The organism is Rhodococcus sp. GA1, assembly GCF_024321955.1.
In the GTDB taxonomy this organism is placed as follows: Bacteria; Actinomycetota; Actinomycetes; order Mycobacteriales; family Mycobacteriaceae; genus Rhodococcus; species Rhodococcus pyridinivorans.
The window spans coordinates 3414610-3430796 of record NZ_CP097186.1 but is presented as its reverse complement, the minus strand read 5'-3'; the positions used below and the strand labels follow the sequence as shown (position 1 = coordinate 3430796).

The following is a 16187-nucleotide window of genomic DNA, read 5'->3' as shown; positions in this document are numbered from 1 at the left end:
CTCAGTGACAATTCTCGGCGTTCCGCCTCAGTGACAATCCTCGGCGTTCCGCCTCAGTGACGGGCGGAGGGCCGGCCCGGATCCTGCGAACCCCGGTCCAGTTCCTCGGGTTCCACGACGGGCGGCAGCACGTGGAGGATGCCCGACAAACGCGCGACGGTCTCGATGGCCGAGTCCCATTCGCGTCCGGAGCTGCCGACGGGGATCGAGCCGAGCGTCCACTCGCCTTCGCTCCACAGCATCTGTACGTGGTCGGGGATGGACTCGGTGAACGCGACCATCCGCTGGTCGCACACGCGTCGCGCGATCTCGAGGTCGGTGGCGAAGACGATGCGCGGGCCGATCGAACCGAGCAGGTTCATGTCGGGGTCCTTCGGCGGCGGCGTCGACTTGAGCCGCAGATCGATGTCGACGTCGGAGCCGACCTTGCGCCGGACCGCGATGATCGTCGCGGTCTCCTCGATGTCGAACAGGACGAACTCCTCGCCGCGGCGAACCCCACGGACGATGTCGATCGCGCCGAGATATTCCTGCTTGGCGAGCGCCGCGCGGTGCCAGGTGGACGGCAGGTGGTCCTCGGCGGAGGTGTACTTGTAGCCCTGCGCTTTAGCCCAGATCTCCCGGATACGACCCGACTGTTCTCGCCGCGTCCGGTCGACGTAGAGCAGCGCGACCGCACCCAGCAGTGCGACCGCGGCCAGAGAGAACCACATGGCAGTCATCGTCGAGTCAGCCTAGCGGGTCAGCGGCCCGAACCACCGAAGGATGGGAGGGACGCGCTGACGACGGTCTCGGCGGTCATCCGTCCCTGCTCGACGGCACTGCCGGTCGCCACGGCGGTCGCTCCGACCTCGAGGCTCTCGGCGGTGTCGCCGGTCAGGGTGATGATCTCGGTGTCGGGGGTGAGGACGACGGTGACCGTCGAACCACCGATGACGCCGAGGGTGATGCTGCCGCCGTCGTTAGCGGTGATCGTGCCCACGACCGCGCCCGCGTCGCCCATGACCTCGCCGAGTCCCCCGGGGATTCGGTCGAGCGGCAGTCCCGGTGTGGTCGGTTCGGGTGCCGGCGGGAGAGTCGCCGTCGGCGGGGGCGCGACGGTGGCCGGGGCGCGATCCGACGCGACCCGCGAGGTGGAGTCGTCGGGCCGGCTGAGCAGGAACCCGATGGTGCCGCCGAGCGCGATGAGGACCACCGCGGCGAGCGTGATCAGTCCCCAGCGCGGGCCGCGCGGCTTCCCGGCATCCGTGCCGGGCGCCGGATCCGTGGGTGGCTGCCCGGGGATTCCGTGCCCCCGCGTTCCCGGTCCCGGGTTCATCGCCGTCTGCGGGTTACCGGGGTCGTATCCGGGGAGCACCTGTGTGGGCTGATAGCCGTGCGGGGGCGGGTAGCCCGGCTGAGGCGGATACGGCTGTTGCGACGGAGGACCCTGTTGCGACGGAGGACCCTGCGGGGAGGGATAGGCCTGGGTGGGCTGGTACTCGCTCCCCTGCGCGCCCCACTGCTCGTAGCGGGTGTACGCGACCGTCGGGTTGGTGACCGGCCGCCCGTACGCCTCGGTCGCGTCGTCGGTGTGCAGCACGCGGGTCGCGTCGGGGTCCGTCCCGTTCGACGACTCGTCGAGTGCGTAGGCCCGTTCCTGCGGGGTGCGCGGATCCTGGGGATTCTTCATAGCGCCTTCCAGAGTAGGCGCGCGCGGCCCCGGCGGCTCCTGCCACCGAGGCCGCGCACGGGCGCCGTCAGGCGCTGATCACGAGGTGGTCGCCGTCCTCGCTGACGCCCACGTGGACGGTGTCTCCATCCTTGATCTCACCGGCGAGCAGCTTCTTGGCGAGCTGGTCGCCGACCGCCTGCTGTATCAGGCGGCGCAACGGACGTGCACCGTACTGCGGGTCGTAGCCGCGCACCGCCAGCCAGAACCGCGCGGTGCTCGAGACGTCCAGTGTCAGTCGCCGCGCCGACATGCGGTCGGCGAACTGGTCGAGCTGGATGTCGACGATCTTCTCGAGCTGCTCCTCCGAGAGCGGGTCGAAGATCACGACGTCGTCGAGCCGGTTGATGAACTCCGGCTTGAACGCCGCCCGCACCGCCGCCATGATGTGCTCCCGATCGCCACCCGCACCGAGGTTCGATGTGAGGATCAGGATGGTGTTGCGGAAGTCGACCGTGCGGCCCTGACCGTCGGTGAGACGACCGTCGTCGAGCACCTGCAGCAGCGTGTCGAAGACGTCCGGGTGTGCCTTCTCGACCTCGTCGAACAGCACCACCGTGTAGGGGCGACGCCGCACAGCCTCGGTCAGCTGACCGCCGGCCTCATAGCCGACGTAGCCCGGAGGCGCACCGACGAGGCGTGCCACCGAGTGCTTCTCGCTGTACTCGGACATGTCGATCCGCACCATGGCACGTTCGTCGTCGAACAGGAAGTCGGCGAGCGCCTTCGCCAGCTCCGTCTTGCCGACACCGGTCGGGCCGAGGAACAGGAAGGACCCCGTCGGACGGTTCGGGTCGGCGACACCGGCACGTGCACGACGCACCGCGTCGGAGACGGCCTGCACCGCGACGTCCTGGCCGACGACCCGCTTGCGCAGTTCGTCCTCCATCCGCAGCAACTTGGAGGTCTCGCCCTCGAGCATGCGGCCGGCGGGGATGCCGGTCCATGCCGCGACGACGTCGGCGACGTCGTCCGGGCCGACCTCCTCCTTGAGCATCAGGTCGCCACCGGCGGTGGTACCCGACGCGGCGGCGGCCGCCTCGAGCTTCTTCTCCAGCTCGGGGATGCGGCCGTAGCGCAGCTCGGCGGCCTTGCCGAGGTCGCCGTCGCGTTCGGCGCGTTCTTCCTCACCGCGCAGGGATTCGAGCTGTTCCTTGATCTCCCGCACGGAGTCGATCGCGGTCTTCTCGTTCTGCCAGCGCGTGGTGAGCTGGTTGAGCTTCTCCCGCTCGTCGGCGAGTTCGGCGCGCAGCTTCTCGAGGCGTTCCTTCGAGGCCTCGTCGCTCTCCTTCTGCAACGCCATCTCCTCGATCTCGAGGCGACGGACGACGCGTTCGACGGTGTCGATCTCCTCGGGACGCGAGTCGATCTCCATCCGCAGGCGCGAGGCTGCCTCGTCGACGAGGTCGATCGCCTTGTCGGGTAGGAAGCGCGAGGTGATGTACCGGTCGGACAGCGTCGCCGCCGCGACGAGCGCGGAGTCGGTGATGCGCACGCCGTGGTGCACCTCGTAGCGCTCCTTGAGGCCGCGCAGGATGCCGACGGTGTCCTCGACACTCGGCTCCCCCACCAGGACCTGCTGGAAACGACGTTCGAGGGCCGCGTCCTTCTCGATGTACTTGCGGTACTCGTCGAGGGTCGTGGCACCGACCAGCCGCAGCTCACCGCGGGCGAGCATCGGCTTGATCATGTTGCCGGCGTCCATCGCCGACTCGCCGGTCGCGCCGGCGCCGACGATGGTGTGGAGCTCGTCGATGAAGGTGATGATCTGCCCGGCCGATTCCTTGATCTCGTCGAGCACGGCCTTGAGGCGTTCCTCGAACTCGCCGCGGTACTTCGCGCCCGCGACCATCGAGCCGAGGTCGAGCGAGATGACGGTCTTGCCGCGCAGCGACTCGGGCACGTCCCCGGCGACGATGCGCTGGGCGAGGCCCTCGACGATGGCGGTCTTACCGACGCCTGGCTCACCGATGAGGACCGGGTTGTTCTTGGTCCTGCGGGAGAGCACCTGGACGACACGGCGGATCTCGTTGTCGCGACCGATGACCGGGTCGAGCTTGCCTTCACGCGCCCGCGCCGTCAGATCGGTGGAGTACTTCTCCAGGGCCTGATAGCTGGCCTCGGGATCGGCGGAGGTCACGCGGCGGTTGCCGCGGACGGTCGTGAAGGCGTCGCGCAGGGCGGCCGGCGTTGCGCCGTGCCCGGCGAGGAGCTTCGCGACATCGGAGTCGCCACCGGCGAGGCCGACGAGGACGTGCTCGGTGGAGACGAATTCGTCGGTGAGTTCGGTGGCGAGTTTCTGTGCCGCGGTCATGGCCGCGATCGCCTCACGCCCGAGCTGCGGTGTGGTGGTCGCCCCGCTGGTCTGCGGAAGACGACGGACGAGGTCCTCGGCTTCCCTGCGCACCGCGGCCGGGTCGACGCCCACCGCTTCGAGCAGCGGGCCGGCGATGCCGTCGGTCTGGTCGAGCAGTGCCACGAGCAGGTGTGCCGGACGGATCTCCGGGTTGCCCGCAGCGGACGCCGACTGAAGTGCAGCGGTGAGTGCGGCCTGGGTCTTGGTCGTCGGATTGAACGAGTCCACTGCGCGCCCCTTTCTTTCTCGGTGCACCCCACGCGCAGGCGAGTGCCCCATGTCGATTCTGCAGCCGATTCCCTGCCTCGGGCAGGTCTCGGTGATGTCGAATTCTTCAACGGATCATAAGTTGAGTTTGTTCCACTCAACTTTCCTGAGTGTAGTGATTCTGCTCACAAACCGCTCGCAGATTGTGACGGACCCGGCGGCCAGTGGCCGGGCGCCCTGCAACCGACTACAGTGGCGGCGTTCGCGCAGCACGGATACAGGGAGGATGGCGTGGAGGCTTTCGCCATCGCCCGGGTTCAGCTCAGCTTCGCGTCGATCATCGCCACCCCCACCGGAGCCGAACGGTTCGCGACGGCGTTCTACAACGCCATGTGGAGCGAGTCCACCGGCATCCGCTCACTGTTCCCCGCCGGCATGGAGTCGATGCGGCAGCGGTTCGCGACCGCGGTCGGCTGGGTCGTCGCCCGCCTCCACGAACCGGGCACCGTCGACAGGTTCCTCGCCCAGCTCGCGCGCGACCACCGTAAGTACGGGGTCGAGCCGCTGCACTACCGCGTCGCGGGCAACGCACTGCTCGCCGCGGTCCGCGAATGCACTCCCCTGATCCTGTGGACGGCCGCGCTCGAACGCACCTGGGCCGAGGTCGTCGACGGAGTCGTCGAGACGATGGCGACCGCCGCGGCCACCGACGACCTGCCTGCCTCGTGGGGGGCCACCGTCGTCGGCCACGAACGCGTGCTCCCCGATCTGGCCATCATCCGGCTCGAGGCCGACAGCTCGATCCCCTACTACGCGGGCCAGTACATGAGCGTGCAGATCCCGCAGCGCCCGCACATGTGGCGGTACCTGTCGGCAGCGATCCCGCCGAATCCGTACGGGCAGATCGAATTCCACGTTCGACGGGTCTCCACCGGATGGGTGAGCCCGGCGCTCGTCGGCGAGACCGCCGTCGGTGACCGATGGACGATCGGCCCACCGCTCGGTGGCCTGCACGTCGACCGCGAGAGCGGCCAGGACGTGCTGATGATCGCGTCCGGTACCGGACTCGCCCCCATGCGCGCCCAGATCATGGAGATGGCGATGCGCGGCGACAACCCGCGCGTCCACCTGTTCTACGGCGGCAAGTATCCGTGCGACCTGTACGACCTCGAGACGCTGTGGCAGATCGCCACGACCAACCCGTGGCTGACCATCGTGCCGGTGCTCGAGGAGAAGGAGAACCCTTGGTGGCACCCGGTTCCTGTGAAGGAACCGCCCACCGGCCTCAACCGGCCGATGTACGGCAAGCTCGGTAAGGTCGCCGGGCAGTTCGGCACGTGGGCCGACCGTCAGATCCAGATCGCCGGGTCGCCGTCGATGATCCGCACGACGCTGTACGCGTTGTCGGCGGCAGGCACCCCGCGTCAGAACATCAGCTTCGACCCGCTCTGATCTGCTTGCGCAGCTTCCGTGCTGCGAGAACGTTCCGCGTCAGCGAGATGGGGTTCGGTGGCACCCATCCGGCCTGCTTCGCCATTCCGAGATCGTCGCGTACGGCCCAGTGCTCGACCACCTTGCCGTCGGCCACCCGCAGCCAATGGGTCTGCCGCACCGAGAACCGCTTCCCCGTGGGCGCGAACACCTGATCGACGCGCCCGTACTCGTCGTAGGTCACGAACGGACCTTCGTGCCGGGCCGACATGACGGAGTCGACGACGACGAGACCGTCCTCCTCCACGACGTGCCTCACCTCGAACCTCAGGTCCGCGAAGGCCTCGCGCAACCACAGTGCAGTCGCGAAGAAACCCTCGGGCCCCGGCGCTCTCGCGGCCGGCGGTTCGTCCTTCGCCTCGTGGTTGACCGCATCGGCGGACACCACCTCCTCGAAGACGCTGCGGTCACCGTCGACCATGATCATCATGGACCGCACGGCGAGAGCCCTCTTCTCCTCCGAACCGAGTTCCGAGGTGGACGCCGGAGTGGAATGTTCGATCTTCACGGCACTCTCCTGCCTGTGAAACGAGACGATCGACCCCCGGTTCGAGTATGAACCGGCCGGTCCAGAAGTCAACGCCGCAGGAGAAGGGAACGGTGGTTACATCCGCTGCGCCGCGACCGCCCGCGCGAACTCCGGATGCGCCTGCGAGATGACGAGTTCCGAACCGTCCTCGGCCACGGACATTCCCAGCGACGCCCGCTTCGGTTCGAGCACCCGCAAGGCGACGTAGATCGGGAGGAACGACAGACCGAAGACACCGAGCAGCGCCAGACCGTAGATCTCGGGAGCGCCCTGCACGAGCGCGAACACCAGCGCGAGGAAGATGACGCCGAGGACCGTGCAGGTCGCGGCGGCGGCGATCTGCCACCGCGTGCGGACGGCGACGCAGCGAGCGCACACAGGCCAGTCCACCGCGGCGACCTGCACCGTGTAGGCGGCCTCGAGCGCCGAACCGAACCGGTTCGATCCCTGGCGGGGCTCCGACGCGTCGGCCGCGACCGTCACCCGGACACGTCCGGTCTCGGGCTCTCCGTGGCGCGGGCAGATCGGGGGGATGGGATCGATCGGTCGCATCGAACCGTCTCCGAGCGTGCTCGTCGCTCCCGAGCCCGGATATTCGACTGCCAACCGCACCTCGACCCGCTGGGCGTCCCCGTTCACCATGCGAGGGAGTATGTCAGGCCGCACTCCCCGGTGAAAGCCGAGGATCTATCGGCCGCGTCGCCTCTCCGTCTCGGCCACGAAATTCGGGTGGGCGTACGCGACAACGAGGGCCGACCCGTCGATCGGAGCCTCGAAACCCCACCAGCCCTGACGCATCTGTCTGACGAAGATCGCCGGGGTCGGAACGAGAATGGCACCGAACACCAGCAGTGTCGCCACGCCGGGATGTTCACGCCCCAACCCGATGATCGCCATATTCACCACGGCGAGCAGACAGAACAACCCGGCAAACAGGAACAACTTGATCGCCCATCGCGCCACCCGATCCACCCGCACACAGTGCGCACACATCGGCACGTCGAACGAGATGTGGCGCGGTACGTGCTGTGCGCGGGCGCGCCAGGTGCTCGCCTGAGCTCCGGCCTCGGTGCCGAGGATCCGAATTTGACCACGGGTGTGCCGAACCTTCCGGCTCGTGGTGACCCATGTCCTCACTCGTTCGATCTCCGGCACACCGTGCACGGGACACAAGGGCGGAAGTGGATCCTTCACGGTCAGCAGGGGGTTCGATGCTCCATCCGGCGCCGACTTCACGTCGTCGCGGCACTTCAACTCGAAACGCACATGTGCACGGTCCGATTTCGTGATCCCCCCATGTTTCACGCCGAGCACTGTAGCGGGCCGTCTGGAGGCGCGTCGCCATGCCCTACACTCTCGTCCGATCACGACAGGGGGGATGTCTTGACACAACCGTATCTACACGTGGATCCCGACGATCTGCGCACAGCGGCACGCGATCTGCAGGATCTGGCCGATCAGGCCGACAGCGCGCGCCGCTACGTAGACCGATGGCTGACGGCACCCGAGATCGGGGGGTTCGTCTTCCTCGACGTCGCCGAGCGTGTGCATACCGTCCGCTCCCGGCTGACCTCGCTCTACGGGGAACTGGGCGTGGCCACCGACCGGGCTGCGACGGCGATGACCGAATCCGCACGGACGTACGAGGACACCGAAGTCGCCACTTCGACACAGTTCGAGCGCACGAACCCGGACGTCGGCTGGTGAGCGCCCGTCCCGATGAAGCGCTTGTCGAACCCACCGCCTCCGATCCCATACCGGACCTGCTCGAACGCACCCTCGGCTTGTACTACCTCTCCCCGAGCTTCTACGTCGCCGAACTGTGCAAGTTCGTGGTGGGTACCGATCCGTGGGCATGGGCTGCCCAGTACTACGCCGGGGATTGGGCGACAGTGCTGCGCGCGAGCGATGCTGTCGACAGACTCGCCACCTTCCACCGCGAGTACGCGACCGCCGTCGAGGAGGTCCACGGCACGGTCGCCCCCTGGAGTGGGTCGGCCGCACACGCCGCAGGGTTGTACCTCACCGATCTCGCGGCCGTTCTCGACGAGCAGGCGCAGGCCGTCCACGGCATCGGTAGGCAACTCGAACAGGTAGCCCTGGCCATGTACGAACTGAACCAGGCCTTCGCCGAAATTCTCTCCGTCATAACGGATGCCGCAATCATCGCCCTCGTCAAGTGGGCCGCGGCGGGTGTCGTCGGCGCGACCGGGGTCGGCGCCATCGCCTCCGTGGTGGTGGCGGGCACCTCACTGCGGGAACTCAAGCTCATCGCCGATTCGTGGAGCCGAGCGATGAGCATCCACACCGCCGTATGGACGACCGTCCAGGGATCCATGGGATTGCTCGTCGGTCACCTCACACAGATCGAGAACATCGAGATCCCCACCCTCCCCGCAGTCTAAGCACCACGGTGCCGCACAGGAATCGAGAAGACATGGACGAATCCGAGATCGTCGTCGACGTCGCGCGCGGCGATACCACCCTGTCCCGCGAGATCGTCACGTCATTGCGGTCGATCGCCGATGCCACGGGCGACCCGGCCTTCGCGAAGCTCGTCGAGCAGGTGACGTCGGGTGAGCTGGGGGTGCGGGAACTCGCCGGTACAGAAGTGTTCTCGTCGATGCTCGACCGTCTGGTCGCCCCGGTCTTCGAGTCGCTGAAGGAGACGACCTTCGAGGACCTCGTCGAGGAGCGTCCCGACCCTCAAATGTAACGCGGATCACACTCCTCGCGATGATCCATCATCAGCCACACACAGAGGAACGGACATGAGCAGGATTCACGTGTGGCTCGCGATGATCGTCGTCATCGCGGGGATCGGGCTGACGGGCCCGACCGCGTCGGCCGCAACGCCCTATTGCGGCATCCACTGGGGTTCGCTGGACAAGGTGAACCCGACGATGGTCGCCTCACCGTTCACCGCCGTGCGGGCAGGACGGCACGAGTGCTTCGACCGGATCGTCGTCGATCTCGCCGGGCCGGCCGCGGGTTACCGCGTCGGCTACGTCCCCGCCGTCCACGAGGACGGATCGGGGTTCGAGGTCCCGCTGCGCGGAGGCGCCTACCTCCAGGTGGTCGTCCTCGCGCCCGCCTACTACGTACCGGCGAACCGGCGCGAGGTCGTCGACGTGAGCGGATACCGCACCCTGCGAAAGGTGGCGTGGGCCAACAGTTTCGAAGGCCAGACCACCCTCGGTGTCGGGGTACGGGCCCGGCTGCCGTTCCGGGTGTTCACCCTCGACGGTCCCGGTAGCGGTTCACGGGTGGTGCTGGACGTCGCGCACCAGTGGTGAGGCAGGACAGCGGCATTCCGAATCCACGAGTCCTGGTGACAAACAGCCGGCCCCGGCAACCACGACCGGTTGCCGGGACCGACCGCCACGCGAACGAGGTCAGCGATAGGACGCCCGCAGCGTCTTCTTGTCGAGCTTGCCCAGCGGCGTCAACGGCAGGGCGTCGAGGAAGTCGACCGATTTGGGGGCGTGCACCGAACCCTTTGCGGCACGCACCTTCTCGATCAGTTCCTCGACCGGCACCGACTGACCGTCGCGCAGCACGACACACGCCTTGACGGCCTCGCCCCACTTGGTATCCGGCACACCGACGACGGCCACGGACGCGACCGCCGGGTGCGACGAGATGACGTCCTCGATCTCGCGGGGGAAGACGTTGAAGCCGCCGGTGACGATCATGTCCTTCTTGCGGTCGACGATCGTCATGAAGCCGTTCTTGTCGGCGCGCGCGACGTCGCCGGTGTGCAGCCATCCGCCGCGCAGCGCCTCGGCGGTCTCCTCCGGCTTGTTCAGATAGCCCTTCATCACGAGCGGGCCGCGCACACAGATCTCGCCGAGTTCGCCCTGCGGCACCTCGTTCAGGTCGTCGTCGAGCAGGCGGACGTCGAGCCACGGCACGGGGCGGCCGCACGACGCGAGGCGGCTCGGATCGTCGGGGAGGTGTTCTTCCTTGCGCAGCACCGAGATGGTCATGCCGCATTCGGACTGGCCGTAGAACTGGAAGAAGACCGGGCCGAGCCGCTCGATCCCTTCGCGCAGGCGGGACGGCGACATCGCCGACGCACCGTAGAACAGGGTCTCGAGGCTCGACAGGTCGCGGCTGTCGAAATCGGGATGGTCGAGCAGCATGTAGATCATCGTCGGCACGAGCATCGTCGCGTTGATGCGATGCTTCTCGATCGCTTCGAGCACGAGCGCAGGATCGAAGTGCGGCAGCACGTAGAGGCATCCGCCGCGCAGGAGCGTGGGGACGAAGAACGCCGCACCCGCGTGCGAGAGCGGGGTGCACACGAGGAAGCGCGGCTGCTCGGGCCACTGCCACTCGGCCATCTGGATCTGGTTCAGGGCCGCGCCCGAACGGAACGAGCCCATCACGCCCTTCGGCTTCCCGGTGGTGCCGCCGGTGTAGACGATGGACGAGGTGTCCTCGATGTCGACAGGCGCGGACACGAGGCGCTGCTCGGTGAACTCCTCGGACAGGGCGAGAATGTCGGTGCCCACCGAGGACGGGCCGAGGGAGAACAGGTTCTTCAGGGTCGGCACCTGCTCGCGCAGCTCCGCGGCGCGTTCCTCGAAGTGGCGGGGATCGAAGATCAGGGTCTCGATCTCGGCGTCGGTCGAGATGTACAGGTGGTCGGAGAGCGAGCCCATGGGGTTCAGGGCCGTGTTGCGGCAGCCGGCGACCATCGTGGCGCCCATCGAGATGAGCACCTCGGGCCGGTTCTTGGACAGCATCGCGACCGCCGATCCCTGGCCGACCCCGACGGACGCGAGCGCCTGCTGGAACCGGCTGATGGCGGCGCGCATCTCGGCTCCGGTGAGGACGACGTCACCGAGGTGCAGGGCGGGCCGGTCGGCGCTGCGGTCGAGCGCGGTGATGAGGAGATCGGGCGTGAATGCGGGGCGGTAGAGGTCGGCGTACTCCTCGGGCATGGTCGTCCTTCCGGTGTGCTGTGACGGTCCGTTGTGTGACGTCACCGGTTGGCGTTCTCCGCTGTGGTGACCATCACCTGCCGTTCGTCACGATAACTGCCCGAGACCGAAAACTGAAACACGTTCCACTCTGCCTTTTCGGCGACTTCTCGCCTAGAGTCTTGGGCACGTCACAGCACACCACCGGGGGATCACGCATGCAGTCGGCCACGCCGTCACCGAGCGAGACCGAAACGGCAGTCACCGCAACCGTCGTCGAACATCATCGGCTCCGGCACGACCTCGCCGTCGTGCGTCTCGAATGCGACGACGCGATCGTCGATTTCCGCCCCGGGCAGTACGTCGACGTGGCCGTGCCGCAGCGTCCCACGCTGCCGCGTCGCCTCTCCCCCGCGCTGCCACCGTCGCTGGACGGCAAGCTCGAGTTCCACGTGCGCACGGTCCCGGGTGGCTGGGTGAGCGGCGCGATCGTCGCCGACACCCAACCGGGCGACGTGTGGCAGATCGGCGCCGCCCGCGGCGGCGACCTCCACATCGACGACACCGGCCGCATCGTCATCATGGTGGCCGGCGGCACGGGCCTCGCGCCGCTGCGGTCGCTGATCCTCGACACGGCGCGTCACCCGGATCCGCCCCGCACCTTCCTGTTCACGGGCGCCCGCAACCCGCGCGACCTGTACGCCGCCGACATGCTCATGCTCCTGTCCGAGGCGCTGCCGTGGCTGACGGTGGTGCCGGTCGTGGAGACCCTCGAGATCCCCGACATCCCCGACCCCTGGTTCGATCGCATCGCCCCGCGCATCGACGAGTTCGGACCCGACCCCGACGAACTGCTCGAGGGCAGCGTCGACGAGGTCGTCACGTCCTACGGTGCGTTCGGCGACCACCAGGTGCTCGTGTGTGGCCCGGCGGCCATGGTGCGCACCACCGCTCAGCGGCTGATCGAGACGGGCACCCCGGTCGAGAACATCCGCTACGACCCGTACTGAGTGCGCCCGACGTCCGGCCGGCTCTTTATGCGACGGTCACCCAGGCACGAGCGACGACGGATCCGGAAGGATCCGTGCCGATGAGCGCGACGTCCTCGACATCCTCGTGATCGGTGCGGTAACGCTGCAACACGGTCACCGACCAGGTCGGTGATCCAGGCCCCGCGGAATGTCCGTAGAACCGCATCCGGAGCCGCCGCACATCGGCGAGGTCGAACCGTTCGACAACCGAATGCAGCAATTCGTCGGCGAGCGGGACGGACGCACCGTGCTCACCGACCGGACGCGCCGATCCGGACACGTAGACCTCGGCGACCAACCGCCCGATCTCATCGACGTATCCGAGTGTCCGGTCGAGCCGACCGGACGCCTCGTCGCGGTTGTCGCGGGACCGGCAGGCCAGCGCCTCGGTGGTGGGTGGCGCGAAGAACACGATGTCCACTTCGTCCACCGGGCCGTCTTCGAGACGGGGCCCGGCTCCCCAGAGGGACAGCACGGTCGGGAGGGAACGGACGTCCCCGTTCGTGATCGTCACATGCCCTCCCTACCTTTCGGATCGTCCACTCAGGCGACCGGTGCGTCCGACGATGCTGCGTCGCGTGCCGCGATGTACCCGAAGACCAGGCCCTGCCCGATGGTGGCACCGGCACCGGGATAGCGGTGGCCGAACGCGTTGGCCGCGGTGTTGCCGATGGCGTAGAGACCGGCGATGGGGCTGCCGTCCTCGCGGAGGACCCGCGCCCGCTCGTCGGCGCGCACGCCACCGCACGTGCCGAGATCGCTCAGCGTCATCTTCACCGCGTAGAGCGGGCCGTGCGTGAGGGGTCGCAGGTTCGGGTTCGGCTGGACGGTCGGGTCACCGTAGTAGCGGTCGTAGGCACTGCCGCCACGTCCGAACTCGGAATCCGTTCCCGCCGCGGCGTCCTCGTTGAACCTTCCGAACGTCGCGGCGAAGGTGTCCACCGGCACACCCATCGACGCCGCGAGTTCCGCAGCGGTGGTGCCGCGGTGGGCGATGCCCGCCTCGTACCAGGCCTCCGGGAGCGGCCGGCGCGGGAACACCCCGGCCGCGAACACGTAGCTGTTGCGGTACTTCTGGTCGAAGACGATCCACATCGACTCGATCGGATCGCCGGCACGCTCGCGTTCGAGCACCAGCTGTCCGAACGACATGTAGTCGGACGACTCGTTCGTGAACCGGCGTCCCGTCTGGTCGACGATGAACGAGCCGGGCAGCGAACGCTCGGCGAGCATGACCATCGGCGGCTTGCCCGGACGGGTCGGCGCGACGGCGGGGAACCACCATGCCTGATCCATGAGGGCGAGATCGGCACCGACCTCCTGGGCCGCCTTGATCGCGTCGCCGGTGTTGGTCTCCGCCCCGAGGCTCTCGTGGTCGAGCAGACGCTCGGACTGGAACTTGCGCCGCATCTCCATGTCGTGGTCGAACCCCCCCGCGGCAAGCACCACCCCGCGACGAGCGGTCACCGTCACCTCACGTCCGTTCTGCGCTACGACGGCACCGGTGACACGATCCCCGTCGGTGAGCAGACGCACCAGCGACGTCTCGGTCCACACCGGCACACCGGCCTTCAGCACACCCGCGAACAGGCCGGCGGCGATCGCTTGCCCACCGGCGACGTATTCACGCTTGACGGCGAGACCGGCGACCCCCTGTGCGAGCCGCTTGAAGATACGCGGAAAACCCTTGTGCGGCACGCGCAACATGAGGTTCATCCACTTGTAGTCGGCACCGGTGGTGGGCATCGGCAGGCTCGCCTCCATGAGGCCGGGACGCAGTCGACCCCGCTCCTCACCGAGGACCGACAGGTCCATGGGCAGGCACTCGCAACTGCGGCCGACCGCCGAACCACCCGCCAGTTCGGGGTGATAGTCGGAGTAGCCCTCAGCCCAGAACAGCTTCATGGGGGTGGTGCGCTGGAGCATCTCGACGGTGGCGACACCGTTGTCGACGAAAGCCTCGCCCCGTTCGACCGGCGCCGTGCCGTCGACGACCGTCCGCACGTAGGTGTGGCCGCGCTCGACGGTGTCGCCGCTTCCCGCCGCGGTGAGTACCGGATTGGCCGGCACCCAGAACGCACCGCCGGAACGGGCGGTCGATCCGCCGACGTAGGCCGACTTCTCCACGAGGAGGGCGGACAGTCCTGCCTCGTGCGCGGTGAGTGCGGCGGCCATGCCGGTACCGGACCCGATCACGAGCAGGTCGACGGTGGTGTCCTGGGCGGGTGCCCCGGGCGGTACGGATGTCGGCGCCATCGACAGTCTCCTTCTCGTCGTTGTCTGCGGGACGCTAGGACAGTTGCTCAGGACGCGAAGCCGCTCGTCCCGGTCACCGGGAGATCCGGCCCGTCGACCAGGGCGCGCACCATCTTCCGCACCTCCTGCCGCGCCGGCTCGCTGAGCGACAACGCGGGGAAGGTCAGGAATCCGTGGAACAGGCCGTCGAATCTGCGGTGCTGCACGGACACCCCGGCCGCGGCGAGACGGTCGGCGTAGTCGTCGCCGGACGAACACGGCGGATCGAGTTCGGCGGTGGCGACGACCGCCGAGGGCAGCCCGGCGAGCGACTCGGCGCGGGTGGGGATCAGGCGGGGATCGTCGGTGCCGTCCGGTGCGTACTGCTCCCAGTACCACCGCATCGCCGCGGCGGAGTTGTAGTAGCCCACCCCGTACTTCCGGTACGACTCGGTGTCGAAGTCGTCGTCGATCACCGGATAGAACAACGCCTGACCGAGCACCGCCGGTCCGCCCCTGTCGCAGGTGGCGATCGCCATCGACCGGCAGAACTCGTCGTGACTGTCGAGATCGCAGAAGACGAACCCTCCACCGTGCGCGAACACGACGACCGGGCGCGCGGCCTCGGAGGACTCGAGACGGTAGAGGCGCAACGCGAGGCCGCCTCCCGGTCCGTCGACGACGAGATCGTGTACCTCACTGGTCGTGTATCGGCGAGCGGGACCGGACGTGCTCCGCGAGCCCGTCCGAGCGCACACTCCTGACGGACCGATCGACGAAGGAGAGCGTATGACCGACGGATCGAACCGCATGCCGGCAGTACGCATCGGGATCACCAGCCCGGTCGTCACCCGGGTCCCCGGGGCCTCCGGCGACTGGGAGGCCGGCGCGGGCATCGAGGAACTGTCGCAGATCGCGGTCACCGCGGATCGGTCGGGATTCCACCACCTCACCTGCAGTGAACACGTCGCCGTACCGGCGCCCGTGGCCGCGACGCGCGGTGGGACGTACTGGGATCCGCTGGCGACCCTCGGCTTCCTGGCAGCGCGCACCGACCGGATCCGACTGGTCACCCAGGTTCTCGTCCTCGGCTACCACCATCCTCTGGAGATCGCGAAGCGCTACGGCACGCTCGACACGGTCAGCGGTGGACGCCTGACCCTCGGTCTCGGCGTCGGTTCGCTCGAGGAGGAGTTCGCGTTGTTCGAAGCCCCCTTCACTGATCGCGGCGCACGCGCCGACGATGCTCTCGCCGCCCTGCGCGGATCTCTATCGACACGCGAACCCTCCTATCACGGAGAGTATTTCGAGTACTCGGATGTGGTGGTCGATCCCTGCGCCGTGCAGCCGCGAGTTCCGTTATGGATCGGCGGCCGCACCCCGCGTTCGCTGCGACGCGCGTGCGAGTTCGGTGACGGCTGGGTACCTTTCGGGCTCCCCTTCGACGACGTGAAAACGATGCTCGCGAAGAGGCAGCCGCCGCCCGGCTTCGAGGTCGTGCTGTCGGTGACGCGGCTCGACCCGCTCGGTGACCCCGACGCGACGCGCAGACGACTCGGCCGCGCGATCGCAGCGGGCGCGACGATCGTCGGTGCCGGTGTGGACGCCGGATCCGCCGACCACTACTGCGACCAGCTCGTCGCCCTCGCCGACCTGTTCGGCAGGGAATTCGGCGATCTCGGGGTGGGGTGAGGTCGGC

General features: G+C 68.1%; 17 protein-coding genes. 7 read left to right on the top strand and 10 right to left on the bottom strand.

Annotated features, from left to right (window positions below; genetic code table 11):
- Positions 1-53: 53 nt before the first annotated feature.
- The 3 genes from M3330_RS16135 to clpB form a co-directional block, all read right to left on the bottom strand.
- Positions 54-713: a hypothetical protein gene (locus M3330_RS16135; protein ID WP_006553002.1), complete on the bottom strand. Its 660-nt coding sequence runs from the start codon at positions 711-713 to the stop codon at positions 54-56.
- Between the two features lie 29 nt (positions 714-742).
- Positions 743-1672, bottom strand: coding sequence for a hypothetical protein (locus M3330_RS16130; RefSeq protein ID WP_255025486.1), 930 nt, complete (start codon positions 1670-1672; stop codon positions 743-745).
- A gap of 67 nt (positions 1673-1739) precedes the next feature.
- The gene (gene clpB / locus M3330_RS16125) at positions 1740-4295 is read right to left on the bottom strand and encodes an ATP-dependent chaperone ClpB (RefSeq protein WP_039585568.1); all 2556 of its coding nucleotides are present in this window, start codon (positions 4293-4295) and stop codon (positions 1740-1742) included.
- 270 nt (positions 4296-4565) lie between these two features.
- On the opposite strand from clpB, the gene M3330_RS16120 reads away from it, so the two are divergent.
- Entirely contained in the window at positions 4566-5726 is a 1161-nt protein-coding gene (locus tag M3330_RS16120) for an FAD-binding oxidoreductase (protein WP_255025483.1), read from the top strand.
- On the opposite strand, the gene M3330_RS16115 is transcribed toward M3330_RS16120, so the two are convergent.
- The 3 genes from M3330_RS16115 to M3330_RS16105 form a co-directional block, all read right to left on the bottom strand.
- A complete protein-coding gene (locus tag M3330_RS16115) occupies positions 5707-6273 on the bottom strand; it encodes an ester cyclase (protein ID WP_039585569.1) in 567 nt (188 codons plus the stop codon). The genes M3330_RS16120 and M3330_RS16115 overlap by 20 nt on opposite strands.
- Positions 6274-6369: 96 nt before the next feature.
- Positions 6370-6936 carry a hypothetical protein gene (locus M3330_RS16110; RefSeq protein ID WP_255025478.1) on the bottom strand — a complete coding sequence of 189 codons (567 nt, stop codon included), beginning with the start codon at positions 6934-6936 and terminating at the stop codon, positions 6370-6372.
- A gap of 45 nt (positions 6937-6981) precedes the next feature.
- Positions 6982-7560: a hypothetical protein gene (locus M3330_RS16105; RefSeq protein ID WP_006553008.1), complete on the bottom strand. Its 579-nt coding sequence runs from the start codon at positions 7558-7560 to the stop codon at positions 6982-6984.
- A gap of 138 nt (positions 7561-7698) precedes the next feature.
- On the opposite strand from M3330_RS16105, the gene M3330_RS16100 reads away from it, so the two are divergent.
- Genes M3330_RS16100 through M3330_RS16085 form a run of 4 tightly spaced genes read left to right on the top strand, consistent with a single transcriptional unit; the run spans position 7699 to position 9590 of the window.
- Positions 7699-8001: a hypothetical protein gene (locus M3330_RS16100; protein WP_006553010.1), complete on the top strand. Its 303-nt coding sequence runs from the start codon at positions 7699-7701 to the stop codon at positions 7999-8001.
- Complete coding sequence (locus M3330_RS16095; RefSeq protein ID WP_006553011.1) at positions 7998-8699, top strand: hypothetical protein; 702 nt, start codon at positions 7998-8000, stop codon at positions 8697-8699. The genes M3330_RS16100 and M3330_RS16095 overlap by 4 nt, the downstream gene beginning before the upstream one ends.
- Positions 8700-8731: 32 nt before the next feature.
- On the top strand, positions 8732-9010 hold the full coding sequence (locus M3330_RS16090) for a hypothetical protein (protein ID WP_033096226.1): 279 nt from the start codon (positions 8732-8734) through the stop codon (positions 9008-9010).
- A 55-nt stretch (positions 9011-9065) separates the two neighbouring features.
- A complete protein-coding gene (locus M3330_RS16085; RefSeq protein ID WP_255025472.1) occupies positions 9066-9590 on the top strand; it encodes a hypothetical protein in 525 nt (174 codons plus the stop codon).
- Positions 9591-9689: 99 nt separating this feature from the next.
- Here the strand turns inward: M3330_RS16085 and M3330_RS16080 are convergent, their stop codons facing one another.
- Positions 9690-11243, bottom strand: coding sequence for an AMP-binding protein (locus M3330_RS16080; protein WP_255025470.1), 1554 nt, complete (start codon positions 11241-11243; stop codon positions 9690-9692).
- Between the two features lie 197 nt (positions 11244-11440).
- On the opposite strand from M3330_RS16080, the gene M3330_RS16075 reads away from it, so the two are divergent.
- Positions 11441-12232: an FAD-binding oxidoreductase gene (locus M3330_RS16075; RefSeq protein ID WP_019291028.1), complete on the top strand. Its 792-nt coding sequence runs from the start codon at positions 11441-11443 to the stop codon at positions 12230-12232.
- Between the two features lie 25 nt (positions 12233-12257).
- On the opposite strand, the gene M3330_RS16070 is transcribed toward M3330_RS16075, so the two are convergent.
- From M3330_RS16070 to M3330_RS16060, 3 genes are read right to left on the bottom strand one after another with little or no spacing between them, the layout of a single operon-like run.
- Positions 12258-12767, bottom strand: a complete 510-nt coding sequence (locus M3330_RS16070; RefSeq protein ID WP_255025463.1) for a hypothetical protein — start codon at positions 12765-12767, stop codon at positions 12258-12260.
- A 29-nt stretch (positions 12768-12796) separates the two neighbouring features.
- Positions 12797-14509 (bottom strand): 3-ketosteroid-delta-1-dehydrogenase, encoded by a 1713-nt coding sequence (locus M3330_RS16065; protein ID WP_255025461.1) that lies wholly within the window; start codon positions 14507-14509, stop codon positions 12797-12799.
- A 47-nt stretch (positions 14510-14556) separates the two neighbouring features.
- Positions 14557-15246, bottom strand: a complete 690-nt coding sequence (locus M3330_RS16060) for an alpha/beta hydrolase fold domain-containing protein (protein ID WP_255025459.1) — start codon at positions 15244-15246, stop codon at positions 14557-14559.
- A gap of 31 nt (positions 15247-15277) precedes the next feature.
- On the opposite strand from M3330_RS16060, the gene M3330_RS16055 reads away from it, so the two are divergent.
- Positions 15278-16180: an LLM class F420-dependent oxidoreductase gene (locus M3330_RS16055; protein ID WP_255025457.1), complete on the top strand. Its 903-nt coding sequence runs from the start codon at positions 15278-15280 to the stop codon at positions 16178-16180.
- Positions 16181-16187 lie beyond the last annotated feature (7 nt).